The sequence below is a fragment of the Oligoflexia bacterium genome (genome assembly GCA_034439615.1).
Lineage (GTDB): Bacteria > Bdellovibrionota > Bdellovibrionia > JABDDW01 > JABDDW01 > JAWXAT01.
On sequence record JAWXAT010000003.1, the window covers coordinates 123533 to 146459 of the forward strand.

Below are 22927 nucleotides of genomic sequence, written 5' to 3' on the forward strand. Positions count from 1 at the left end.
GATTTTATGAACTCATCAGCACTTATTACTCTTGTCATTTATGCTTATAGTTCTTTTACTTCGTCGTGGGGAGTCGGCCCCGGGCTTGTTAAAAAATTTGAAGAATCATGCAAATGTAAAGTTGTACTCGTCGATGCAGGTGATGGTGGCGCTATGCTTGGGCGCTTAAAGCTTGAGGGAAATAAAACTGAAGCTGATATGATTATAGGAATTGATGAGACGTTGATTCCAAAAGTACAAAAAGATTTAAAATGGGCTTCAAAGTTTTTGGCTTTTGATAAGGGCCCTTATGCATTTGTGTACAATTCAAATTATGTTAAGGCCCCACCTAAATCTCTTGATGATCTGCTTGACCCTCAATGGAAGGGCCAAATTGTTATTCAAGATCCAAGGCTCTCAACTGTAGGGCTTGGACTTCTGCTTTGGATTATAAAAGAAAAAGGTGAAGATGGTGCCTGGGAATATTTAAAAAAACTAAAATCACAAGTAAAGCTCGTAACCCCGAATTGGGATTTAGCTTACGGTCTTTTTAAAAAAAATCAGGCAAAACTTGTATTTAGTTATTGGACTTCACCGGCCTACCATATTCAAGAAGAGAAAAAACAAGAGTTCAAAGCGGCAGAATTTATTCGTGGTCATTATGTGCAAACAGAATATCTAGTGGTGAATCCAAATTCTAAAAAACACGAGTTGGCTCAGAAATTTTCTGATTTCATGTTGAGCACTTTTGCACAAGAAGAGATTCCTAAAAAGAATTTCATGTACCCAGTTAATGCAAAGGCAAAACTCACCCCTGCCTTTAAGCAATTGGGAGTAGTGAAAGAGATTGAACCTTTAAGTGCGCAAGAGCTTGAAAAATTAGATGTCTGGCTCAAAAAATGGCGTGAGATTTTTTCATAATGAATTTTTTAATAGTGCTCATTAGTTTTAATGCGCTTTTGTTTTTGATTTTTAAAATCAACTTCCATGAGATCTTACATAATTTAGAGTTAGTAGTGTTTGCCCGTTCTTTGGTTTTCACCCTGCTTCAAGCTGTGCTCAGTGCTACGGCGAGTGTGTTCTTGGGGTTAATTGCAGCTCCTGGTTTTGCGAGATTAGGATTGTTTAAGAAACCAGCAAGTTGGATATTTCTTCTTCCCAATATTATGTCATCAGTGCTCGCTGTTTTATGTTTGCTTTTAACATTTGAAAACTTCCCATACGGACTCTGGGGAATAGTATTGGGACATGTTTTTATTAATAGTGGGTTATGCGCAGTTTGGCTTGGAGCAAAATGGGCTGAGCTTGAGAATCGTTGGGAACCAGTAGGTAGAGTTGTGGGTGCAAAAGAAATGTTTTTATTCAGTCGTGGCATACTGCCTATGATGATTCCACAAATTCGAAATACGTTTGCAGTCGTGTTTGCACTTTGTTTATCAAGTTTTGCTATTCCACTGGTCTTAGGTGGAGGGCCTCAAGCCAGCACCTTAGAGGTTTTGATCTATGAGAGTATTCATACAAGTGGAGATGTATCTTCAGCCTTAGCACTCAGTATTATTCAGTGTTTACTGCAGTTTGTCGTTTATTTGGTGATTTTAAGGCCGTTACTCTTAAAAACAGAGTATTCAAAATTTCAAACCAACTCACCCTGGTTTTCGCTCTGGACCCTATTAACCCTTATAGTTTTAAGCATCTCACTTGTTCCTCTTTTGAAACTCGTGAGTCTGGCAATTGCACATTTGAGTGAATTCAAAAATCTAATCAAATCACCAGAATTTATAGTTGCCGCTAAAAATTCTTTAATTGTTTCTAGTGTCGTTGGAGTTTTAACATTTTTACTTTTAGCTTTATTAGCGGGTTGGGGTTGGAATAAAAAACTGACTTGGCTGCCCACACTAAGTGGTGTTGTTGTGGGTTTGGCTGGCGTTTTAATTTTTCGTACTTCGGGGGTTGTGTCTTCATGGCGCCTTATAGAGGTGCTGGTTTGGGGGCACATGGCAGTAATTTTTTTATCAGTTTTTAGACTTTCAGCCCCTCGGCTTGAAGCTTTGCGAAATAGATATGATCTTGTTTTAAAACAAACCGGTGCTGACAAATTACTAGGTTTTAAGAAAGTTTATTTAAAACTTGGTGCAAAGGTTTATTTAGCAGGTGGTGTATTAGCTGCGTGTTGGTCTATGGGGGAATTTTCTGTTTCTCGCCTTGTTGGAGCTTCTCAGTCAACACTTCCATTGTATGTACAAAGTCTTTTGGGCCATTACCGGCTTGAACAAGCGGCCTTAAGCGCACTTATACTCTTAGTATTGAGTATTGTTTCAATGACAATGTTGGAGGTCATTACTGATGGCTTGGGCTGAGAAAATTTATTTTGAGTGTCCTGGTTTTAAATTAGATATTCCTAAATGGGATTTTCCAGAGCATGGAATTACTTGCGTCTGGGGTGCGAGTGGTTCTGGTAAAAGTACACTCTTACAAATCATGGCGGGGCTTATTGATGCTCCGGGGTTTAAACTTTCTGTGGGCGGAGAACTTCTCAGCGAATTACCGGCTCGTGAGCGAAATTTTGGATTTGTATTTCAAGACTATGCACTTTTCCCACACATGACAGCGTGGGAGAACATAGCTTTTGCTGCCGAGGCAAAAAAGTTACCTGTTGATATTTGGGTTGATCACGCTGAAAAACTTCTTAAGCATCTTAGTTTAGAACGCGTAAAAAATTCGTATGCCCGTGTTTTATCTGGTGGTGAACAACAGCGAGTCGCCCTTGCCCGGGCCCTTGTGACTAAACCACGCATGGTTTTATTAGATGAACCACTCAGCGCACTTGATGAAAATAATCGCGACGAAGCGCGAAGTTTGATTGCACAATTAAGTGAAGAGTATCGCGTTCCATTTATTTTTGTGACCCATGACATAAGAGATGTACGAGCTGTAAGTAAAAATCTTTTGGTGCTTTCAGAGGGGCGTTGTGTTGGTCAAAATACCACAAATGAAATTCTCAATACCCCTGAGAGTCTTGAATTGGCGCGATTGATTCCTGAGAACATAATTTTAGATGTGAGCTTTCAAAATACAAATTGTCAATTGGCTGAAATCTTACTGACTCCAAAAATCCATCGCACCAAGTCAGTTTCAAGTAAATTAATTGCTAAGAATTGGAGTTTTGAAGGAATTAACGCGGCAATGACAAATCGAGTTATTGCTAGCAAGACTAACTTAATTTTAAAGGCTCACATTCTGAGCGCTCATGATGAAGGGGCAAAACGTGTTGGTATTGCAGTGCTATCTGATAGACAAAAAGTAAAGTTTTGGAGTGAAATACCTATTGGAGATTTAAAGGGCGCTATTGATTTGCAGGTTGACCCGACAAGTCTCCTTTTGCTACTTCAAGAAGTAGCTTCTTGAAGGAGGAACTCCGTGGTATTAACTCGTTTAGTCATGATTTTAAGTTTAATATTTTCTGCATTTCCAACTCAGGCTGAACAAACAGGTCTATACGTTAGTCAAAATCTTTTTGGTGTCTCTTTAAGATTCAACACGGGGCCAAGCTCTGTTCAAGATAAAACACTAATATCGTCAGAAACAGGCTTGGGTTACATTCTTGGTGGCTGGGCATATCTGGGTGGCGTTTTTAATTATACAATGGTTAATGAAAAAACTACTGACAGTGGAAGTAACGCTGTCACACATCAAGAAACATATCAGTATTACGGCCCAGCATTGGGCTACATGGGTGAGAGTTGGATGTTCATTGTTCACTATTATGCCTTTGCAGAAATGCGTGACAATGTGAGTGGCTACAATGTAAATCCCTACACAACAAATCGCACGGGTAGTGGTTATGGTGTAAACGTAGGTTATCGATTTTTGTTTGGAGATTTTGAATTAGCTCCCGTGATTTCATATAAAGCGATTTCTTACATTAATTGTAAAGATCCAAACTCTGGTGCCACGAGCGCTTGTAGCCCTGATGTTGTTCAAAATGACATTATTCCTTATTTCTCTATTTTGTTTAATTTTAAATAAATGAAAAATGTTGGCCGTAATCTTCCTAAGAAAGAAGCTGTCGAAAAGGTAAATGGTCAAGCTATTTACGTTGAAGACATAAAGCTTAAAGGTGCTCTTTGGGGCCAGACAATTCGTTCTACCATTGCCCATGGTAAAATTAAAAAAATTACTTTTGACCCAGTAATTCCTTGGAATGAATTTGTAATTGTAGATTACAAAGACATCCCCGGTAAAAATCAAGTTGCCCTTATCGAATACGACCAGCCTTTTTTGGTTGAAGAAATCATTCAACATGCTGAAGAGCCGATTTTACTTATTGCACATGAAAATCGTGAGATGATTATCAAGGCTCAAAAATATATCAATATTGAATATGAAATTTATAAGCCACTCTTAAACATCGATGAATCCGGGCACGTTCAAAAAAGTTTTCATATTGAAAATGGCGATTTAAAGCTTGGGCATAGAGAATCATTTATGATTCATGAGGGTGTTTACCGGGTTCCTCATCAAGAACATATTTATATTGAAAATAATGGAATGCTCGGTTGGGTAACAGACGACGGTGTTGTAACAGTTCAAGGTTCACTCCAATGCCCATATTATGTGGTTAAGGCTTTAAAATATTTATTTGATTTGCCTGAAGAAAAAATCAGAGTCATGCAGACTGTCACTGGTGGTGGTTTTGGGGGCAAGGAAGAGTATCCGTCGCTACTCGCAGGGCATGTTGCACTATTAGCTTTAAAGGCCAAGCGACCTGTAAGAATGATTTATGATCGCGCTGAAGATATTGCCGCGACAACAAAAAGGCATCCCGGTTTAACTAAAGTTAAATTAGGCTGTGATGAAAAAGGAAAACTCACATTTGTTGATATAGAGTTTGTTCTTGATGGTGGAGCCTATGTCACACTTTCACCGGTTGTTTTATCTCGAGGAACTCTTCACGCAGGTGGAGCTTATGCGAGCCCGAGTGTGCGCATCATATCGCGTTCAATAAAAACCAATACACCGCCTAATGGTGCATATCGGGGTTTTGGTGCTCCACAATCACTTTTTGGTATTGAATGTGCTGTAACAGAACTTGCACATAAAATGAAAATGGATCCTGCACAATTTCGAAAACTCAATGCTTATAAAATCGGCGATGTGATGCCCACAGGACAAGTTCTTGGCATGAGCGTAAGCACTGATAAAGTTTTAGTGCGCACGCTTAAAATTTCAGATTATAAGAAAAAACGCAAAATGTACGACGCTTTTAATAAAAAATCTGAAACACAAGGTATGAATTTACGAAAAGGCATTGGTGTTTCATTAATTCTTCATGGTGCTGGGTTCACAGGTTCTGGTGAAGTGTATCTTAATTCAAAAGCAGGCGTTGAACTCGGTAAAGACGGCCGCATACGTGTATTATCAGGAAGTACAGAAATCGGCCAAGGTACAAACACGGTTTTTTCACAAATTTGTTCTGACACTCTTGGTTTGGGATATGAAGACATAGATGTCGTGGTTCCTGATACCCATGTTGTTCCAGATAGTGGCCCCACTGTAGCGAGTCGTACATGCATGGTAGTTGGTGGGCTTGTACATAAAGCTGCTCTTGAATTAAAACAAAAACTTGAAGAACTTAATAGTTCACCGTTTTTTAAACCCAGTGGTGCCAAAGTAAATTTTAAAAAAACAATTCAAAAACTTTATGAAAAATATGGGCCTCTCACTTGTTATTCAGTTTATGAAAAGCCAACTCACGTGCAGTGGGATGATAAAACATATAAAGGTGACGCCTATGCAGTATATGCTTGGGCCGCAGTTGTTGCCGATGTAGAGGTTGATCTTTTAACTTTTGAAGTAAAATTAAAAAAACTTTATTCAAGTGTTGATGTGGGTAAAGCCATTCATCCACTTTTAACTGAAGGGCAAATCGAGGGTGGAATGCTTCAAGCAGTTGGCTATGCCCTGACTGAAGAGCTTGTCTGGAAAGACGGACGAATACAAAATAACAGTCTAACAAATTATATTATTCCTACTTCAATGGACACCCCAGACATTATCGTCAATCTTGTTGAGAATCCGTACAAGTATGGGCCTTACGGTGCAAAAGGTGTGGGCGAATTACCAATGGATGGTCCAGCCCCTGCAATAGTTGGAGCGATTTTTCACGCAACAGGTAAATTTATTGCAGAAATACCAGTGACACCTGAAAGACTTTTAAAGTATACAAGCAATCAAAAATTGGGGATGCCCAATGAAATTTAAATTCAAACTCAATAAAAAACAAGTCTCAGTAGACGTTGCTCCCATGTCTCGACTTCTAGATGTTTTGCGCAATGAACTAAAACTCACGGGTAGTAAAGAGGGGTGTGGTGAAGGTGAATGTGGAGCTTGTTCAGTTATAATTGATGGAGAAGTGGTCAATAGTTGTTTGATTCCTATTTGCCAAACTGAAGGTGCCCAAATCACAACAATTGAAGGTTTAGCAAAGGGGAGTGTAATTTCACCTCTTCAAAAAGCGTTTACTCAGTGGGGTGGAGCCCAATGCGGAATCTGCACACCCGGAATGTTGATGGCTGCACAAGTATTGCTTCATGAAAAAAAAGGTAAAGTACCAACGGATTTTGAAATGCGAGAAGCATTGGCCGGAAATCTTTGTCGTTGCACGGGCTACACGAAAATATTTTTATCAATTAAAAAAGCAGCCCTTGCACTTAAGAAATCTAAGGGTCGAGGTATTTAAGTTATGCGTGGACTTGTTTCTGAAATTGAAATCATCACACCTAAAAATCTTAACGAAGCATTGCTAATTTTAGAGCGTGAGAACTCACAGGCCCTAAACTTCAAAATAATTGCCGGCGCTACTGATCTAGGTGTGGAATTTAATGCCGGACATTTGAAATTTAAAAAACTATTAAATATATGGAATTTGAGAAAAGAAATATCTGGAATCAAAAAAGAGAAAACTGGAATAAGAATTGGTGCACTCACAAGTTTTACACATATTCGAAACAGTAATATAATTCAAAAACAGTTCTCTAATCTCAGTGATGCTGCAAATCTTGTGGGTGGGGTGCAAATTCAAAATCGAGGTACGATTGGTGGTAATATCGCCAATGCGTCTCCTGCGGGGGATAGTCTACCCGCATTGTGCGCCTATGACGCTGTTCTCACCATACAAAATAATTTAGGAAAGCGCTTTGTAAAGATTAACGATTTTTACAATGGTTATAAAAAGTTTGATTTAATGCCCGATGAAATCATTGTTGATATTTTTCTACCTTTTCTTGCAAAGAATACGAAGCATTATTATCGCAAAGTAGGTACGCGCCAAGCACAAGCCATCAGTAAAGTTGTAGTGGCTGGAACCGCTGAAGTAAGTAGGGGTGTAATAACTAAATTTAGTTTTAGTCTTGGTTCTGTTGGGCCGCATACATTGCGTTGTCCGCATACAGAGAAATTTTTAATGGGTGCAACACTTAATAAAAAAAATAAAACAACGTTAATACAAAATGCCCAAGAACAATTAAAAAAAGATATAACACCTCGGGATGATATTCGTTCTACTAAAATTTATCGCGAATTTGTCAGTCGCCAATTACTAGGAGAATTTATTAAATGGCTATAAATTCATGGATGGTACTTGCACTCCTTGCTGGAGTTTTTACGACCTTTCAATCTGCAAGTAACGGCAGCCTTGCCCGCGTTGTCGGTGCACCCGCAGCAGTTACGCTCAATACATTTATCTTTTTACTTTTAGCAATTGTTTATCTTGCTTTTGAGTGGTCACGGGGCAACGTAAGTCTTGAGCGTTGGCGCGAGCTCTCGTGGTGGCAATATCTGGGCGGCATTTTTGGTTTTGGTGTTGTTTTATTTCTAACGATTTCGTTTCCAAAACTCGGTGCACTTATGGCCATTGTGCTTGTGATTTTGGGTCAAAGTTTAGCAGCCCTTTTTGTTGATCACCATGGTTTGTTTAACATGCCACAAGTTGCTGTGAGCCTGCAGCGTGTATTTGCTGTTGTTTTGATTTTGTCTGGAGTTTTTTTACTGCGCAGATAGACCATCAAGTGGAGTATTAATATTTGTAACAACATTCATATCTGTGACGGGAATATCTAATACTCTGGGTCTGTTTTGACGTAAAATTTCATCTAAGCGACTCACATCAGGATCTAATGTTAAAAGCTCACGACAAAATGAAACTTTAAGAAAAACTGGATGCCCGCGATGTTGTGTTCGTACAAACATGGGCTGCGAAGCAATCACTGGATCTTCTAATAAGGTAGAGCGTACTTTATCGACTAATCTGTGCATTGTTTCTTGATCAGGTGGCAATACATCAACGGGTGTTAGAAGTGTTCCATCATCTAAAAGTTTTGAATCTGTGAGACCTTCAATGCCTTTTTGTATTGAAGAAAATTGAGCAGACTCAGGATCATCTTGATAAACCCATAAAATTTGAACTGAAGTATCACCCACTGCGGCTCGAATTACTTCACTGTTTTCTTTATTTACAACAATACCAATTGCCGAACAACCTGCAAGGGTGAGTGTATCAACCCATTGTCGTACTAATGTTTTACCATTTAATTCGGCAAGTGCTTTGATTGAACCGTAACGACTTGAAAGACCACCAGCTAATATAAGACCTGAAAATTTCATGATTCCCCCTCATCAACCCATTGAAGTATTTGAGCGGCAATACTAATTGCAATATCTCGGGGCTCTTTACTTTTCCCCTTAAAGACACCTACGGGACATTGCACCTTTTCAAGCATCGATTCAGTTAAACTCGCATTACCTAATCGATGTTTAAAACGCCGCCATTTGGTATCGCTACCAATAAGGCCGATATGTTTGAAATCGCTTTTAGAGGCTAAAGTGTCAATCAATTTTTCATCTAGATCGTGAGAGTGGGTCATAACCACGGCTATATTGGCTTTGGTGGAAATATCACTTAAGTTATGGTTTAAAAATTTTAATGGTTCTATCAAGTGACCCTGACTGCCTAGGGGGAGTTGATTTATCCATTCAGATCTTTCATCAACGATGTGAAGTTCAATGGTAGTGCCAACTAAAACGGATGCTAATTGTTGGGCAACATGCCCCGCCCCAAAGCAAAGTACTTTTGTGAGTGGCATTTGTTTTTCAAAATACACTTCAACTTTTCCGCCACAACACTGCTTAAGATCAGTTGATAATTTATACTCTTCAACATGGGTTTTATCTGAACTTTCAAGTAATAATTCTGCACGTTTAAGAACTTCAAACTCAAGTTGTCCACCGCCTAAAGTGCCCCAAAAACCACCTTTCCAGATAAGCATCTTTGCTCCTGGAGTTTGGGGTGCAGAGCCCCAACGCTTTGTCAAAATAGCCATCACTTGGGGTTTGGAGGTGTCTTGATTTTTTAAGAAGTGATTCATACAAGAGAAGTATAAAAACTTAAGAGATTTGGTCAATTTTTATTAAAATAATTAATTATTTGTCCAGGGCCAGCCCTTACGCGCCTTAAGATGCATTAATAATTGTGGGCCAAAATATACCGTGCTGTATTGAATCCAGTTTTGATAAAATTCAAAAAATCTTGGAGGATCAACTCGTTTGGGATTTTGCCTATTCAACGGGGCAAAATATTGTACTTCCCAGAGGTCTTGGTGCTTACGAATGGCTAGTATGTCCATTTTCCCACTACTTCCGTGACCTTGATAGTAAGCCGTATACTGTCTGAAAACTTTATGTGAATCGCGGTAGTCGATAATATTAATTTTAGAATCGCCAAATTTAAATTCAGCCCTACAATTATCGGTTGAGTTATTAAATGAAATGCTAAATGGAAAATTGTTAAAGCGAAGTATGTATTCTTGAGCTGAGGTGGGATTTGGAAATTTGAAGTTTAATAGATCTTCATTGGGAGTAGGTTCAAGGCTACGCCCAGTAATGCTACCATTTCGCTGAATAGTGATTACCTCAGTTTTATCGTTATTAGATAATGTAATGATTTCCTCAATGGAGTTCTCTGAAATCACTCTGGTAATTTTTTGTGAAAATATAATGCGCACAGGATGTGATTTTGAGCCAAATGAACGCTCACTCCTATCTTGGTTGATTGAAAGTAATGGAAACTGGAGTTCAACTTTCTGGATATACTGAGAAAAGGTGCGTATGAACGTTTGAAAAATAACTTCGGGTGATAATAATTTTTCTGAGATCTGCGCCATGCCCACTTTAGGTGATAAAAATATCATGAAACAGAAAATAGCTTTCATGAAGGTTTTCATTTTTGCTTTCCCCGTCGATCATCAATGACTAAATCACCATTTTTAATTGCAGAAATTATATCTCGAATAATTGTCTTTACCTGTTGAATGGGTCCATTTGTGTTAAGTATGAATTGCACAAGTGTTAGTTCTTCAAAGAATTTTGATGTCTGCTCTCCACTGCTAATTAATTCAGTGGCAGGAAAATCTTTAAGCAATAGATTGATAATTGAATTCATTGAACCTATCACTGCTGTAATAACTGGTCCGTTAGCAGCATTTTGAAATGCTTCAAGTGAAGTTTCACTGACGGGGCCGATTGAATATATAATTCTGCCAGTAGGCAATGCCAGCGCTCTTAAATTTCTTGTTCCTTGGCTAAAATGCGCTTCTCTTTCAAATTCATTACCTAGAAAGTGAAAATCAATGTCAATGTGTTCTGGTAGCTCATATGACAGCACCGAGGCTTCAATACCTGGTGACTCGATCATTGTTAAGGCTAATTTATCTTTAAGATAAAATCGTGTAATCACACGCTCACCAGTGCGAAGAGTGTCAAATTTCATAACTGAAAATTTTTTAATTCTATCATTCACAATGTAACTAATTGTACGACGTGTTTCGTTGAGGCTCAGTTCAAATTCACGTTTACCTTTAAGTACCAAACTCCAACTAGGTGTAAGGCTGATACCTTCAGTAACTATGTTTTCACTAAAAGTAATCTTCCCGCGACAACCAACGTAATCAACTTGTTCTATGAGCCCTGTTTTTGTTGGTGAATAAGTGTACTGAATGGCAGCTAGTGGTTTTTTGGGTTGCACTTCGTCGCCCGAATTACAGGCGACTTCATTGTTTGAGGAGAACTCAACACGGTTATCGACAACTTTGGCGATATAGTTATTTGAAAGGTCTTGCACTTTTTGAGAGAGGATATCGCGAAATAATGTACTAAGTGTTTTCACGGTGAATACTACGGGCATAGGAACATTTTGAGCAAAGACCTGAGATGAAAATGCTGTGAGAGTAAAAATTAAAAACCATTTCATTTTCAAATACTCACTTAATTTGGGTTGGTCGAATTAACACAAGCGGGTTTATCGCTAGGTATTAGACCTTTACGTGTGAGTAAATTATTTTGCGTGTTATAGTTTAAATTGATTTTACGCTTAGCTTGAATAAAATTTCCGTCATGCATGTTTGCAGATTCTAGCGTTACTTGAAATTCAACTATTGGTTTATCTTTTATTTTTTGCGGCAGAGTTTTAAATAAAAAACCACCATTGAGCATAAGATTTTCGACTTGTCTTTGCCCTTGTTGTTTAAACCCACTGGAACTTTCAATGGTGATATTCACATATTGTTGATAAGTATTAAGTGTCGCAAGGTTCGGATTTAGTTTAAAGCCAAGTACAGGTACTCCATTGGGTGTTCGTAGATAATAGGGTTCAAGACTGTTGAGCACTTCATCTAAATTACCTTGGTGGCATAGATTGCGTTTATAATCATCAGTGAATGTTGCGCGCGATTGGTTTGTGTCATCAGTAGCGAGTTGTTCAATATACTGCATCCAGGGCATAGCATTGGCTCGTATTGTAACGAGAAGTTTTTTACGTACCATTTCTTTATTTTTACCAAAAATGAACAAGCCGGTCGTTTTTTTAGTGGCTACTTCAGCTGAGTCTGCACTGACAATGTAGTATGTAACGCCCGTTGGTAAATCTATTTGGGGGGAAGACACTTGAAGTAGAATGATATTTTCAGAATTTTTAAAATCTTTAACGCCGTAATTAATATTTAAATTTTTGATACGAATTAAATCCTGTTGTTCGTGTGACACACTCACTTCGCCACGAACATCAATGCCTAGATTATTTGTTTTTATTTCACTCACATTGGGAAAACTAGTGTGATGGGGTGATGTATGTGCAAAATGAAAACTTTCGAGATTTGGTACTGGTATGCGAATTGTATTTTTAAATTCAATTTCGCGAGAGGTTCGCAGTGCAAGTAATGATGCTGACACCTTTGAGGTCTTTAAAAGCATTAAACTATCTTTAAGTGAAACTTTAGATTTTCCATTTCCTGATGAATTAATGCCTAGCGAAGCTTCAAATTCAGAAATACCTTCATCAGTGGCTTCGAATACCTCGATGATGATTGGTACTACAACTGGCGGAATGAAATGTTCAAAACGATCAGCTTCTTTAATAAAAAACTTCATACGTGCTAGTGTTGTTTCGTCGTGATGCCAATAAGAAATATAACCTGCGTTGGGAACAGAAAGATGATCCCCATTGATGTTTCCGTTTAGGGGAATTCCTCCAAAAATTTCATCGCGCATACGAGAGATGATTGCAGTAGCGCTAGAATTTTGTACGAGATAAGTGCAAGTTTTTAAAGTTTCATTACAAACTGGTTCACCAGGGTTACGCTCAATATGTACGGGTTGAGGTTCTTGATCTGCATAAATTATGGTGGGTTGTGTGATGCTAAAAACCAACGCAAAAAATATATTAAGGTATGCTGCCGACATGGAAACTCCTTCAATTGTTATGAAGGGCGAACCTACCGCATCGCAATATACTAAGCTAGATTATTTAGACTCGTAGCGACATTTTCCTTGAATATATGTGGCTCTTACCGTGGGTTCTCCACCCAAGAATAAGAGTGCCGATAATAGATCATCAGGGGAGTCGCATTGTTTTACGCGATCAGCAACAAGGCTACGGCCTTTTAAATCATGAACCACAAAATCGGCTATGTAATTTTTTTCAAAAACACCTAAGCGATCTCCATCCCCTAAGGCAAGTGCACCAGCTCGTGTTGCCAAATAAAGTAGTTCACTTGGCTTCATGAAATATTTTTGTAGGGCCTGAGCTTCGTAGCAACATCGAGCCGTACTATGCATTGAGAGATCCCAACCCCCGCCCACATCAGAACCCAGGGCAATTGATAAGCCTTGATTGCGCATTTTCTGATACGGAAACAATCCACTTCCTAAAAAGAAATTACTACTCGGGCAGTGTACTAAATGACTCTTTTGTCGTTTTAAAATATTCACTTCTTCGTTTTTTAAATAAATGCAATGACCCAAAAGACTTTTGTCATCGATTAATCCATGTTGCGCGTATACATCAGTATAGTTTTTAGATTTTGGAAACAGATCTGCAACCCATTTTATTTCTTCAGGTGTTTCTCCTAAATGAGTTTGTACCAAAAGGTGAGGGTGTTCTTTGCGAAGCTGACTTACACCTTCTAAAAGCTCATTCGTAGATGTGGGTGCAAAGCGAACAGTGATGGCGGGTTTTACACGCTCAGTTTTTTTCCACTTTTTAATTAGACCTTCAAGTTCAATGAGTGCTTCATCGGCGGGTTGCAAAAGATTTTCAGGGGCATTGCGATCCATGAGAACTTTTCCTACATGGGCTCTCAGGCCTGATTTCTCAGCTACTTCCATGAGTTTTAATGTCGCGGGTGTATGTGATGTTGCATAAATGGCAGCGTAAGTGGTGCCGCAACTCAGTAGCCCGTTACAAAACTCTTTCCACCTTTTAGTGGCGTAAGTGGCGTTCGCATATTTTGCTTCTACTGGAAAAGTATGATTGTTAAGCCATTCTAAAAGACTGTATCCGGCCGAGGCCATCATCTCCATTTGTGGTGCATGCACATGACAATCGATAAAGCCCGGAGTGATGACAGAGTGAGGACCATGATCAAATACTTTAGCCTTGGGATATAATTTTCTAAGTGTGGTGAAGGGGCCGAAATCTAATATTTCGCCTTCATCGTCGATAGCGAGTGCTCCTTTTTCAAAATACCTGAGCATATCAGGTGAAGGAGCATCAAAGAGCCACTGCGCTCTGTGGAGAACGATCATCTCAGGTAATAAATTTCCACAGTTTGTAGTAAACTTTCAACGCCGTTGTCTTTACCAAATATAAATATATCAAGTTTTTTAACGGGTTGTTCAGTAGGCATCTGAGGAGCGGTATAACATGGTACTAAGAAATTATAAGTGCAGCTACCAGCACCATCGCAAAGTAATTTCAGCGCTTTAATTTTTGTTGGAAGTTTACAGGTGAGGCCAAATTTTTCAGCAGTTGCATTTACAGAGGCAAGCATCACCGTATCTGCGATGATGCGCTTGAACTGGGGATCTTCTTCGGTGGCAGATGCTGTATTAAAAGCAACTACTGTTAACAAGAGAGCGAAGATAAAAATAACTTTGTTCATAGAAATCCCCCAAAAAGAATGGTGAACAATATTGCATGTCTTACTTAGGTGTTAGCATGGGGTTTGTGGTTTTTATAGAAAACTTTTAAGGTGCTGCGTCCCAAGCTTTTTTGATTTTTTCTGGAGAAATAAACGAGGCTTTAAGTGCAATAGAATTCAATAGGTTAAACTCTTCTACACCCATGCCGTGATGCGTTGCCATTGTCTCATATTCATGGGTAAGATCGATGCAAAACAGGTGAGGATCATCAGAATTCAGGGTTACTTTCACTCCCATATCCAAAAGCTTTTTAAGGGGATGTTCTAAAATATTACCAACAGCTTTAGTTAAAAGATTACTCGTTGGACAAAGTTCTAGTACCACACCTGATTGTTTTACAAATTCGATAATCTTTAAATCATTAATCACTTGAACACCGTGGCCGATGCGCGCGGGTTGAAGTTCTTCGATAGTTTGTCTTAAGAGTTGAGGTGCGTTTAAAACATTTGCCTCACCGCTATGAACGGTAATTTTGATTCCGCTGTGTGCGACTTTTTTAAATAGAGGAGCAAAAACACTCGAAGAAATCGCCTCATCACCTGCGAGATCAAAACCCACAAAGGTATCTTTATTTTCAATAGCAAAATCTGCGGTTTTTTCTGCCTCAGTGAAGGGTTGATCTCGAGTAATAATACAAATCAAACCTACTGCAATTTTGTCTTTAAGTTCTTTCTGAGCTCGAGAAACTCCAGCTAACACGGCTTGATGAATTGAATCATAAGTTAGTTCAGGGTGATTCACGCTCATAAAACTTGGGGAATAGCGTAGTTCTAAAACTCGTATTCCGTCGTTAAAGGCATCGATACAATTTTCGTAAGCAACACGTTCAATAATGCCGGGTGTTGCGAGAACGGATTGCACCAACCAAAACTTATCTAAAACAACTGCGAGGTTTTCCATGGGGCTTGTGACACAAGCATATTTTCTTAAAACCTCAATGTTTCGAGAGGGAAGCACCACGCCAGCCTCGGAGGCTACATCTAAGACGGTTTGAAGTCGTACAGAGCCCTCCATGTGACGGTGAAGCTCAACTTTTTTAAACGATCGCCATTTTGACATGTTTTTAAATGTAAACCATTTCTTCGAAAAATCTAAGGGAAAATCATTGACGAAGTAAGAGACCTGGATATTATGCAGGCATGCAAAAACTCAATACTAGTCAATTACAAGCTCGAGCCAAAGACAGCCGCAAACTAATTTTGAAAATGCTAGCTGAAGCAGGTTCTGGGCATCCCGGCGGAAGTCTTTCCGCTATTGATATTATAACCACACTTTATTTCAACGAAATGAATCATGATCCTAAAAATCCACTATGGATTGATCGCGACCATTTTGTTTTGGGTAAAGGTCATGGAGTTCCTGCTGTGTACGCATCACTTGCGGCTGCAGGATATTTTTCTGAAGAAGAATGTATGAGTTTAAGAAAACTTGGTTCACGACTTCAAGGTCACCCTGATCGCGTTAAACTTAATTCAATGGAAGCGAGTACGGGTTCGCTCGGGCAAGGACTCTCTATTGCTCAAGGTTATGCAATGGCGGCTCGCATGGATGGTCGCAAATCAAGAGTTTATTGCTTGATTGGTGATGGTGAAATGCAAGAGGGGCAAATTTGGGAAGCAGCACTTTCAATTGGCCATTATAAACTTTCAAATCTTGTTGTGATCTTAGATCAAAATCGATTTCAAATTGATGGTGCCGTAAAAGATATTATGGATATCGATCCTGTAATGGATAAATGGAAAGCTTTTAAATTCAATACTCTTGAAACCGATGGTCATGATGTTGAGCAAATTCAAAAAGCATTAGCTACCGCACGCAAAGAAACTTCAAGGCCCACATTTATATTAGCGCATACTACAAAAGGTAAGGGTGTGAGTTTTATGGAGAACGTTAATCACTGGCATGGAGTTACTCCAAATCCTGATGAACTTAAACGCGCACTTGCAGAATTGGGAGCTTGATCATGGCTGGTAAAGCAACACGTGCAAGTTTTGGTGAGTCGTTAGCTGAACTTGGACAAGAATTTAAAAATGTCGTGGTTCTCGATGCTGATTTAAGCAAGAGTACAAAATCAGAAAGCTTTGCTAAAAAATTTCCTGAACGTTTTTTTCAAATGGGAATTTCTGAAATGAACATGATCGGCGTAGCCGCGGGTCTTGCGTTTTCAGGAAAAGTTCCATTTTTGTGTTCATTTGGTTGTTTTTTAACAGGAAGATTCGACACCATCAGACTTTCAGTTGGTTACAGTAACGCCAATGTTCGTTTAGTGGGAACACATGCTGGTATCGGTATCGGTGAAGACGGTTACAGCCAAATGGCATTAGAAGATATTGGTTGTATGCGCACATTGCCCGGTATGGCAGTGCTTCAACCTGCAGATGATATTGAAACAAAACAGATGATGCAGTTTTTAATGAAACATCAAGGTCCGGTATATTTACGTTTAACTCGACAAAACCTTGAGCCTGTAAATGGCGCTGATTATAAATTTCAATTTGGTCGCGGTGTTGAATTAAAATCCGGCAAAGACGCCGTTGTGTTTGCCACGGGCGGATTAACAGCTCATGCACTCAATGCTGCTAAGCAATTAGAAAAAGAAGGCATGTCAGTGGGTGTTGTAAACATTCACACCATTAAGCCTTTAGATGTTGAACTTGTTCAAAAATTATCAAAACAAGTGAAGCATGTATTCACCGCTGAAGATCACAATATTATTGGCGGACTTGGTTCCGCAGTTTGTGAAACATTATCTTCTGCTGGAATCGGAACACGGGTTACACGCCTCGGTGTTCAAGACGTCTATGGTGAGAGCGGAAGCCCTGAGGGTTTGTATGAAAAACACGGACTCGATGCTCAAGGCCTAGCACGCTCGATCAAATCAAATATCAACGCGAATTAATTGTAGAACATATTATAAAACCCAAGCTTCTCCGGAGCAGTGGCGCAACCGCGCCAGCGCGGAAATCAAGTTACTCGCCCGAAGCTTTTTTTGATCTTTGATCCACTAACTCACCTGTCGCGTATCGATGGAGTACGCTATTAATAAAAGTTTGGTAGGGAAGTCCCATTCGGCTAGCTTCAATTTTAATATCGTTAAGTACGGTGGCATCCAAACGAATGTTGATGGCAACCTTTTCAGCCTCTGGATAGGCTTTAGCACGGCCTGGACGTTTCTTGAGTGATTTTAGATCATATTCCTTCTTCATAAATTTTCTTCTCCTTTGCAGTTACTTTGCGTGCCGAAATAATTCGTATGCTTTCTCCGTCACGCTCACAAAAAATAAGCAATAATATGTTCATTCAAATCGCAAAGCTCCTCCAATACATTTACACATACTAATACATAGTATATACATTAGCAACTAAACACCGATAAGGTCGATAGTTTTTTACATACTTAGTGTCGGTACCAAGGGAAAGTGTCCTAGTCTAATTACCAAGCGATTATGTCCTATTCGATAGTCATGTGGTTTCCTGAGTTTTCAATAACCCTCCGGAGAAGTGGTGCAACCGCGCCAGCGCGGAATTTGACAGACTTTGTAAGCTGTCGCGCGACCAGGTAAGCATTTGATTGACATGAATAACACATGGCTTATCCTGACTTTGTATTGGAAAAATTTAGGATATTTTTATTTTTAAGCTTTTATTCGTTGGCTGTTTTCCAAGCAAGCTGTGGCGCAATTAAATATAACGTCAATGGCATCAAATCCCCTTATTTTGTGGTGACTGAATTTAGTAATAACCGTGTACTGATTTTTCAAAGTTTCCCCGTCGGCAATCAGAGTGCGGACATTGTTCTTGGTCAATCAACGATGACGACAAGCGGAACAGGTCTTTCTGCAAGTACCTTGAATGGTCCTATCTCTGCCGTTAGCGATGGTCAGAGATTATATGTTTCAGATTTCTCAAACAACCGTGTCTTAATTTGGAATTCAATTCCTACTCAAAATGGGCAGCCAGCTGATCTTGTTTTAGGGCAGCCTAATATGACTACAGGTACGATCGGTGGAGGTTCGCAAGGCCTTCAAACACCAGTCGGAATTACAATTGCGCAAAATAAACTCTTTGTTACCGACTATGAAAATAGCCGTGTTTTGATTTGGAACTCTTTACCAACACAGAATCAGCAACCCGCTGATGTTGTCGTGGGGCAAACTACGATGGCCGGCGTGGCGAGTGCGGGCACCAGAGTGCGGTTCAATCATCCCACGGGTACCGCATTCGATGGCCAACGACTTTATGTAAGAGACCGACTCAATAATCGGATTCTTATTTGGAATTCTCTGCCAACAGTATCTCAACAGGCGGCGGATCTCGTTTTAGGACAGTCAAATTTTTCTTCAATAACTGCAAATGCTGGAACAACTGTAAATGCTTTAGGTTTTGATAATCCTATTGCCCTAACAAGTGTCGATGGAAAAAGATTAATGGCCGTCGACGCAAATAATAATAGACTGCTCATATGGAATTCTATTCCAAGTCAAAGCTCTCAATCGGCCGATGCAGTTATCGGTCAAGTTAATTTGACTTCGAAAGTTGCGGGTACCACAGCTCAGAATTTTTCGGTTCCTACAGAAATATATAGCAATGGCTTAGAGTCTGGGGTGTGGCGGCCAAGTGGGTACTAACTACTCATTCGCCAGCGGTTGACCGGAATCCTCAGCTTAGAGTTTGTTCTTCGATAGTGGCTGCGATTTTTGAAGTAATGCAAAACGTGGGCGCTTTTCTGGAGAAGCTGCGCAACCGCGCCGGCGCGGATGCCGACTCACTATGTAAACGTTTCTATTGAAATCAAAAATTAATTAAACTTATACTCCTGCAAGTTAATCACTAGATCTTAGAGGTGCTGAATTATGAAAAAACTATTACTTGTACTTTGTATTTCTTTACTTTCATTTCAAGCCAAGACGGAAGAAACTCCAGGTGATGGACGTTTTGGTTTAGGCCTTCAACTTGGTTTTCCCACAGCAATCACTGGCAAATATTGGGTGAATAATACCGATGCCTTTGATGTGGCCATTTCATTTTCTTCAAATTATTACACTTTGATTTATGGTGATTATCTCTGGCATTTTCCTCGTGCATTCAAAGAAAATTCAAAATTCATCAGTCAGTTAATGCCTTATGTGGGTGTGGGTTTGGGATTTTACTCATGGAGCTCTGGTTATTATTATAAAGATCGTCCCAGCAGATGGAGAGATTCAAGTACAGATCTAGGAGTCTATGCACGGGTCCCGTTTGGGATTGAGTGGTATCCTGTGCGACCGCCGCTTGGTATCTATGTGGAATTAGCTCCAGGCATAGCCGTGTCTCCAGGATTATGGATCAATTTTGATTTCGGAATTGGTGGCCGTTTTTATTTTTAAGAGTTTGTTTTGTTGTTAGTTGAATCTTTTTGAACAGTAGAAACGCGATCAGTGGGTGGCAAAGATTCACGGGTTGTTTGAGCGGGGCGTTCGCTGTTGGTTTCATCATTTAGACCGCTGAGGCCTTCTTTAAAGCCACGAATCGCTTTACCTAGTGATGCTCCAAGACCGGGAAGTCTACCTGGTCCAAAAACGATAAGAACGATTCCTAAAACTAAAAGTAAATGCCAAAAACTAAATTGACCCATGGTCTAAACTCCTTGTGCTCAAGTGAGCAATCTGGTGAGTTTAGACCACAGGTTGAGAAAAATCGCAAGATCTCTAATTTCTACAGTTTGGAGTGTAATCCACACCGTGTTGAGCTAACCATGACTGCCATCGGCGCCATGAGGGATCAACCGCTTGATTACCTAAAGTACAAAGGCGATTTTGTGTGTCTTGGTTGTCATAATAAAAGTCCACCTGACTGTATGATTGATAACCGCGCTGAAGTTGACGTTGAATAACATTTCGTTCTTGATAACTAATCTGAACATAATCGGTAACGTATTCAAGTCCGTTTGCTCTTCTTTCAAACTCTAAACATGTGCAGGCTTTGTAACCAGCAAAAGCTGGAGCAGCAGATAGTAAAACTACAAGACTCAAAATAAAATTTCTCATTGGTGGCCCTTTCATAAAATGTTTTTTAACTTACCCAGTGTTGATGTGAGCAAGCGATATACCAGTAAAAAATTTTGTCAGATCGTAATTAAAGATAGTATAAATTTATTGTTAAGATTTTCAGAGCTAATATGGCACTGGACCATGATGGTCTAGGAGCATTTGGTGACTGTTGTTTATTTGCAGCAATCAAAAAAAAGAGGCGTCATAGACGCCTCTTTCATCATACAAAACTAATCAGGTTTACTCCACCTGACAACTATAACCTCGCCTACAAACAAATCCGTAACATCCAGATCGTGTTTGAAACATTTTGTACTTTCTAATTTCGCGTGGACCAACCCTCATAGCAAGAGCACGTTCTGCGCGACGTTCATTTCTCCAGGCATTGCGTTCACAACCGCGATCGCCATTTCTGGGGAAGTTATTATTCCAACCGTCGTTATCACGGTCACGGTCACGATCACGATCACGATCACGATCTCTGTCACGGTCATGGTGGTCGTCATAATTATCGTCGCGACCATCGCAATATACTTCACGATCAACACCACGTTGTGCTAACCATGACTGCCATCGGCGCCATGAATTATCAACAGCTTGATTAGCCAGTGAGCAATATCTGTTTTGTTGATCATCATTAGAATATTGTTGGGCTTGATTATAAAGGTGAATACCTTGTTCAAGCTGTCTTCTAATTTCATTACTTTCTTGGTTACCAAGATTCCCGCGATTCAAAACATATGTAAGACCATTATGTCTTCGTTTATATTCTTTGCAGGTACAAGCTTGGGCGGCTGCCGTATCAGATGTTATTCCAAACGTCAGTGCCTCTGTAGAATCTAAATTCCCCAGTGCAGCATCGATTGAAGTATCATCTGCAGATGTAGTTACTCCAGCGAAGGTAATTAAAAATCCTAATAAGATTTTTTTCATTTTAGTGCTCCTTTCAAAGAGATTATATGGATATCTGGCAATGAAATGAGCAAGTCATGTACCAACGAAAAAAAAATCTCCATGGCTTTAAGAGGATCTCAAATAAAAAATTTCATGCTCGAGAAAATGTGACTAGCGAGGTTTGGGGCGCGGGGGCATTTTGGCTCGACGTGACGGTGCTTTGCGTCGAGAGCGATGCTGTTGTGAGCCATGACGTTGTGGTTTTGGTGGTGGAGCAGAAAGAATTTGTTCATTCGCGAGAGATAATTGTGCATCCCAATAATCTAAAGTTTCAGGATCTAAAACCGCATCGATATGAGCGAGATCAACTGCTAATGGAAATGCTTCAGAAAAAATCACAGCATTTCGGCGTCGTTGTCCGCGTTTTTGAAATTCATCAGGTGATGAAAGTAATCTTTGAAGTGAAAGAGCTTTGACGATGCGACCTAACTCCCAATTGTGAAGGCCCAGTTGATCTTTTGCTAAATTTTGAAGTCGCTCGTTTTGGTGAAGATCACTTGTCTTAATGAGATCGTCACTAGAACTATGTGATGAAGCGCGTAGCCAACCCAAAACAAGTGTGCCAGACAACAGTGCTGTATCAGACGGGTCAACTAATCGTGAGTCAAGGCGGCGCAGTTTTTCTTCGAACAAATCTACATGTTCATCTTTCTCATAAACCTTGTGAAGTTCTGGTGCAATTTTTGACCAAAGATTTAAATCAAACCCTTCTCTAAAAGTTGCAGCAGGATCATGAAGCCTGAGTAATTTCATAAACTCTTCACGACGTCGGGGTAAAACAGAGAGTGCTAAATTATCAGAGAGTTCACAAATATGGTGTCTGAGTGTTGGTTCAATACGAAAATGAAGTTTGTGAGCAAAACGTAATGCGCGCAAAATTCGAATAGGATCTTCAACGAGGCGAACTTTTGGATCTCCGATCATGCGAATGACATGATCTTCAATGTCTTTTTGACCATTTACGTAATCAATAACTTCATTTGATATTGGATCATAAAAAAGCGCGTTACATGTGAAGTCGCGGCGAAAGGCATCTTGTTCGGGAGTGCCAAAAATATTATCTCCAAATGGAATTCCTTCTGGAAATTCATTTTCTTTTGGTTCGCGTCTGAAGGTTGCGACTTCATATTGTTTGTCTTCGCGTTTTACCAACACAAGGCGAAATCTGCGGCCTATAATAAAGGCATAACTTAAAAATCGTCGGACTTCTTGAGGCAGTGCATTTGTGCTGATGTCAAAATCTTTTGGAACATGACCTGAAAGTAGATCACGCACGCATCCACCGACAAGGTAAGCTAAAAAGCCTGCCTTTTGAAGGTGCTTCACCATACCAACAGCATGGTAATCGAGAAATTCTTGACTCAGCCTCGGAGGGCCAAGTTCTGTCATCGGGCCATTCACAATGATTTATTTTAACAGAAGCCCTTGAGATGTCA

At 39.8% G+C, this 22927-nt stretch carries 25 protein-coding genes; 12 read left to right on the forward strand and 13 right to left on the reverse strand.

Annotation, left to right across the window (positions count from 1 at the left end; all coding sequences use genetic code 11):
• Positions 1-6 precede the first annotated feature (6 nt).
• The 8 genes from SGI74_00935 to SGI74_00970 are packed head-to-tail and all read left to right on the forward strand — an operon-like array spanning position 7 to position 8037.
• Positions 7-900 carry a thiamine ABC transporter substrate-binding protein gene (locus tag SGI74_00935; protein ID MDZ4676046.1) on the forward strand — a complete coding sequence of 298 codons (894 nt, stop codon included), beginning with the start codon at positions 7-9 and terminating at the stop codon, positions 898-900.
• Positions 900-2336 carry a hypothetical protein gene (locus SGI74_00940; GenBank protein MDZ4676047.1) on the forward strand — a complete coding sequence of 479 codons (1437 nt, stop codon included), beginning with the start codon at positions 900-902 and terminating at the stop codon, positions 2334-2336. The genes SGI74_00935 and SGI74_00940 overlap by 1 nt, the downstream gene beginning before the upstream one ends.
• Positions 2323-3384: an ATP-binding cassette domain-containing protein gene (locus SGI74_00945; protein ID MDZ4676048.1), complete on the forward strand. Its 1062-nt coding sequence runs from the start codon at positions 2323-2325 to the stop codon at positions 3382-3384. Before SGI74_00940 ends, SGI74_00945 begins: the two co-directional genes overlap by 14 nt.
• Positions 3385-3396: 12 nt before the next feature.
• The gene (locus tag SGI74_00950) at positions 3397-4005 is read left to right on the forward strand and encodes a hypothetical protein (protein MDZ4676049.1); all 609 of its coding nucleotides are present in this window, start codon (positions 3397-3399) and stop codon (positions 4003-4005) included.
• Positions 4006-6240 (forward strand): xanthine dehydrogenase family protein molybdopterin-binding subunit, encoded by a 2235-nt coding sequence (locus SGI74_00955; GenBank protein ID MDZ4676050.1) that lies wholly within the window; start codon positions 4006-4008, stop codon positions 6238-6240. It begins immediately after the preceding gene.
• Positions 6230-6718, forward strand: coding sequence for a (2Fe-2S)-binding protein (locus SGI74_00960; protein ID MDZ4676051.1), 489 nt, complete (start codon positions 6230-6232; stop codon positions 6716-6718). The genes SGI74_00955 and SGI74_00960 overlap by 11 nt, the downstream gene beginning before the upstream one ends.
• Before the next feature lie 3 nt (positions 6719-6721).
• Positions 6722-7603 (forward strand): FAD binding domain-containing protein, encoded by an 882-nt coding sequence (locus SGI74_00965; GenBank protein MDZ4676052.1) that lies wholly within the window; start codon positions 6722-6724, stop codon positions 7601-7603.
• Complete coding sequence (locus SGI74_00970) at positions 7594-8037, forward strand: DMT family transporter (GenBank protein ID MDZ4676053.1); 444 nt, start codon at positions 7594-7596, stop codon at positions 8035-8037. The genes SGI74_00965 and SGI74_00970 overlap by 10 nt, the downstream gene beginning before the upstream one ends.
• Here SGI74_00970 and SGI74_00975 read toward each other — a convergent pair.
• From SGI74_00975 to add, 8 genes are all read right to left on the reverse strand, one after another.
• Positions 8023-8640 carry an NTP transferase domain-containing protein gene (locus tag SGI74_00975; GenBank protein ID MDZ4676054.1) on the reverse strand — a complete coding sequence of 206 codons (618 nt, stop codon included), beginning with the start codon at positions 8638-8640 and terminating at the stop codon, positions 8023-8025. The two genes, SGI74_00970 and SGI74_00975, sit on opposite strands and share 15 nt — an antisense overlap.
• The gene (xdhC, locus tag SGI74_00980; GenBank protein ID MDZ4676055.1) at positions 8637-9401 is read right to left on the reverse strand and encodes a xanthine dehydrogenase accessory protein XdhC; all 765 of its coding nucleotides are present in this window, start codon (positions 9399-9401) and stop codon (positions 8637-8639) included. Before xdhC ends, SGI74_00975 begins: the two co-directional genes overlap by 4 nt.
• Positions 9402-9452: 51 nt before the next feature.
• On the reverse strand, positions 9453-10244 hold the full coding sequence (locus SGI74_00985; GenBank protein ID MDZ4676056.1) for a hypothetical protein: 792 nt from the start codon (positions 10242-10244) through the stop codon (positions 9453-9455).
• Positions 10245-10252: 8 nt separating this feature from the next.
• A complete protein-coding gene (locus tag SGI74_00990) occupies positions 10253-11281 on the reverse strand; it encodes a hypothetical protein (protein MDZ4676057.1) in 1029 nt (342 codons plus the stop codon).
• A gap of 14 nt (positions 11282-11295) precedes the next feature.
• Entirely contained in the window at positions 11296-12768 is a 1473-nt protein-coding gene (locus SGI74_00995; GenBank protein ID MDZ4676058.1) for a hypothetical protein, read from the reverse strand.
• Positions 12769-12828: 60 nt separating this feature from the next.
• A complete protein-coding gene (gene guaD, locus SGI74_01000) occupies positions 12829-14112 on the reverse strand; it encodes a guanine deaminase (GenBank protein MDZ4676059.1) in 1284 nt (427 codons plus the stop codon).
• The gene (locus SGI74_01005) at positions 14109-14468 is read right to left on the reverse strand and encodes a hypothetical protein (GenBank protein MDZ4676060.1); all 360 of its coding nucleotides are present in this window, start codon (positions 14466-14468) and stop codon (positions 14109-14111) included. The genes guaD and SGI74_01005 overlap by 4 nt, the downstream gene beginning before the upstream one ends.
• An 85-nt stretch (positions 14469-14553) precedes the next feature.
• Positions 14554-15567 carry an adenosine deaminase gene (gene add / locus SGI74_01010; protein ID MDZ4676061.1) on the reverse strand — a complete coding sequence of 338 codons (1014 nt, stop codon included), beginning with the start codon at positions 15565-15567 and terminating at the stop codon, positions 14554-14556.
• Between the two features lie 80 nt (positions 15568-15647).
• Between add and SGI74_01015 the strand changes: the two genes are divergently transcribed.
• Together SGI74_01015 and SGI74_01020 are read left to right on the forward strand one after the other, a co-directional pair.
• Positions 15648-16469, forward strand: coding sequence for a transketolase (locus SGI74_01015; GenBank protein MDZ4676062.1), 822 nt, complete (start codon positions 15648-15650; stop codon positions 16467-16469).
• 2 nt (positions 16470-16471) lie between these two features.
• Positions 16472-17407: a transketolase C-terminal domain-containing protein gene (locus SGI74_01020; protein MDZ4676063.1), complete on the forward strand. Its 936-nt coding sequence runs from the start codon at positions 16472-16474 to the stop codon at positions 17405-17407.
• 70 nt (positions 17408-17477) lie between these two features.
• On the opposite strand, the gene SGI74_01025 is transcribed toward SGI74_01020, so the two are convergent.
• The gene (locus SGI74_01025; GenBank protein MDZ4676064.1) at positions 17478-17714 is read right to left on the reverse strand and encodes a CopG family antitoxin; all 237 of its coding nucleotides are present in this window, start codon (positions 17712-17714) and stop codon (positions 17478-17480) included.
• Positions 17715-18095: 381 nt separating this feature from the next.
• On the opposite strand from SGI74_01025, the gene SGI74_01030 reads away from it, so the two are divergent.
• Both SGI74_01030 and SGI74_01035 read left to right on the forward strand, forming a co-directional pair.
• Positions 18096-19136, forward strand: a complete 1041-nt coding sequence (locus SGI74_01030) for a hypothetical protein (protein MDZ4676065.1) — start codon at positions 18096-18098, stop codon at positions 19134-19136.
• A gap of 225 nt (positions 19137-19361) precedes the next feature.
• Positions 19362-19874, forward strand: coding sequence for a hypothetical protein (locus tag SGI74_01035; GenBank protein MDZ4676066.1), 513 nt, complete (start codon positions 19362-19364; stop codon positions 19872-19874).
• Here SGI74_01035 and SGI74_01040 read toward each other — a convergent pair.
• The 4 genes from SGI74_01040 to SGI74_01055 form a co-directional block, all read right to left on the reverse strand.
• On the reverse strand, positions 19871-20122 hold the full coding sequence (locus SGI74_01040; GenBank protein MDZ4676067.1) for a twin-arginine translocase TatA/TatE family subunit: 252 nt from the start codon (positions 20120-20122) through the stop codon (positions 19871-19873). The two genes, SGI74_01035 and SGI74_01040, sit on opposite strands and share 4 nt — an antisense overlap.
• Positions 20123-20195: 73 nt before the next feature.
• Positions 20196-20534 carry a hypothetical protein gene (locus tag SGI74_01045; GenBank protein MDZ4676068.1) on the reverse strand — a complete coding sequence of 113 codons (339 nt, stop codon included), beginning with the start codon at positions 20532-20534 and terminating at the stop codon, positions 20196-20198.
• Between the two features lie 243 nt (positions 20535-20777).
• Positions 20778-21470 (reverse strand): hypothetical protein, encoded by a 693-nt coding sequence (locus SGI74_01050; GenBank protein MDZ4676069.1) that lies wholly within the window; start codon positions 21468-21470, stop codon positions 20778-20780.
• Positions 21471-21602: 132 nt separating this feature from the next.
• On the reverse strand, positions 21603-22892 hold the full coding sequence (locus SGI74_01055; protein ID MDZ4676070.1) for a CCA tRNA nucleotidyltransferase: 1290 nt from the start codon (positions 22890-22892) through the stop codon (positions 21603-21605).
• Positions 22893-22927 lie beyond the last annotated feature (35 nt).

Coding starts and splice junctions, on each gene's coding strand:
- SGI74_00935 (MDZ4676046.1), top strand. CDS start 7: ATGAACTCATCAGCACTTATTACTCTTGTCATTTATGCTTATAGTTCT.
- SGI74_00940 (MDZ4676047.1), top strand. CDS start 900: ATGAATTTTTTAATAGTGCTCATTAGTTTTAATGCGCTTTTGTTTTTG.
- SGI74_00945 (MDZ4676048.1), top strand. CDS start 2,323: ATGGCTTGGGCTGAGAAAATTTATTTTGAGTGTCCTGGTTTTAAATTA.
- SGI74_00955 (MDZ4676050.1), top strand. CDS start 4,006: ATGAAAAATGTTGGCCGTAATCTTCCTAAGAAAGAAGCTGTCGAAAAG.
- SGI74_00960 (MDZ4676051.1), top strand. CDS start 6,230: ATGAAATTTAAATTCAAACTCAATAAAAAACAAGTCTCAGTAGACGTT.
- SGI74_00965 (MDZ4676052.1), top strand. CDS start 6,722: ATGCGTGGACTTGTTTCTGAAATTGAAATCATCACACCTAAAAATCTT.
- SGI74_00970 (MDZ4676053.1), top strand. CDS start 7,594: ATGGCTATAAATTCATGGATGGTACTTGCACTCCTTGCTGGAGTTTTT.
- SGI74_00975 (MDZ4676054.1), bottom strand. CDS start 8,640: ATGAAATTTTCAGGTCTTATATTAGCTGGTGGTCTTTCAAGTCGTTAC.
- xdhC (MDZ4676055.1), bottom strand. CDS start 9,401: ATGAATCACTTCTTAAAAAATCAAGACACCTCCAAACCCCAAGTGATG.
- SGI74_00985 (MDZ4676056.1), bottom strand. CDS start 10,244: ATGAAAGCTATTTTCTGTTTCATGATATTTTTATCACCTAAAGTGGGC.
- SGI74_00990 (MDZ4676057.1), bottom strand. CDS start 11,281: ATGAAATGGTTTTTAATTTTTACTCTCACAGCATTTTCATCTCAGGTC.
- SGI74_00995 (MDZ4676058.1), bottom strand. CDS start 12,768: ATGTCGGCAGCATACCTTAATATATTTTTTGCGTTGGTTTTTAGCATC.
- guaD (MDZ4676059.1), bottom strand. CDS start 14,112: ATGATCGTTCTCCACAGAGCGCAGTGGCTCTTTGATGCTCCTTCACCT.
- SGI74_01005 (MDZ4676060.1), bottom strand. CDS start 14,468: ATGAACAAAGTTATTTTTATCTTCGCTCTCTTGTTAACAGTAGTTGCT.
- add (MDZ4676061.1), bottom strand. CDS start 15,567: ATGTCAAAATGGCGATCGTTTAAAAAAGTTGAGCTTCACCGTCACATG.
- SGI74_01015 (MDZ4676062.1), top strand. CDS start 15,648: ATGCAAAAACTCAATACTAGTCAATTACAAGCTCGAGCCAAAGACAGC.
- SGI74_01020 (MDZ4676063.1), top strand. CDS start 16,472: ATGGCTGGTAAAGCAACACGTGCAAGTTTTGGTGAGTCGTTAGCTGAA.
- SGI74_01025 (MDZ4676064.1), bottom strand. CDS start 17,714: ATGAAGAAGGAATATGATCTAAAATCACTCAAGAAACGTCCAGGCCGT.
- SGI74_01030 (MDZ4676065.1), top strand. CDS start 18,096: ATGGCTTATCCTGACTTTGTATTGGAAAAATTTAGGATATTTTTATTT.
- SGI74_01035 (MDZ4676066.1), top strand. CDS start 19,362: ATGAAAAAACTATTACTTGTACTTTGTATTTCTTTACTTTCATTTCAA.
- SGI74_01040 (MDZ4676067.1), bottom strand. CDS start 20,122: ATGGGTCAATTTAGTTTTTGGCATTTACTTTTAGTTTTAGGAATCGTT.
- SGI74_01045 (MDZ4676068.1), bottom strand. CDS start 20,534: ATGAGAAATTTTATTTTGAGTCTTGTAGTTTTACTATCTGCTGCTCCA.
- SGI74_01050 (MDZ4676069.1), bottom strand. CDS start 21,470: ATGAAAAAAATCTTATTAGGATTTTTAATTACCTTCGCTGGAGTAACT.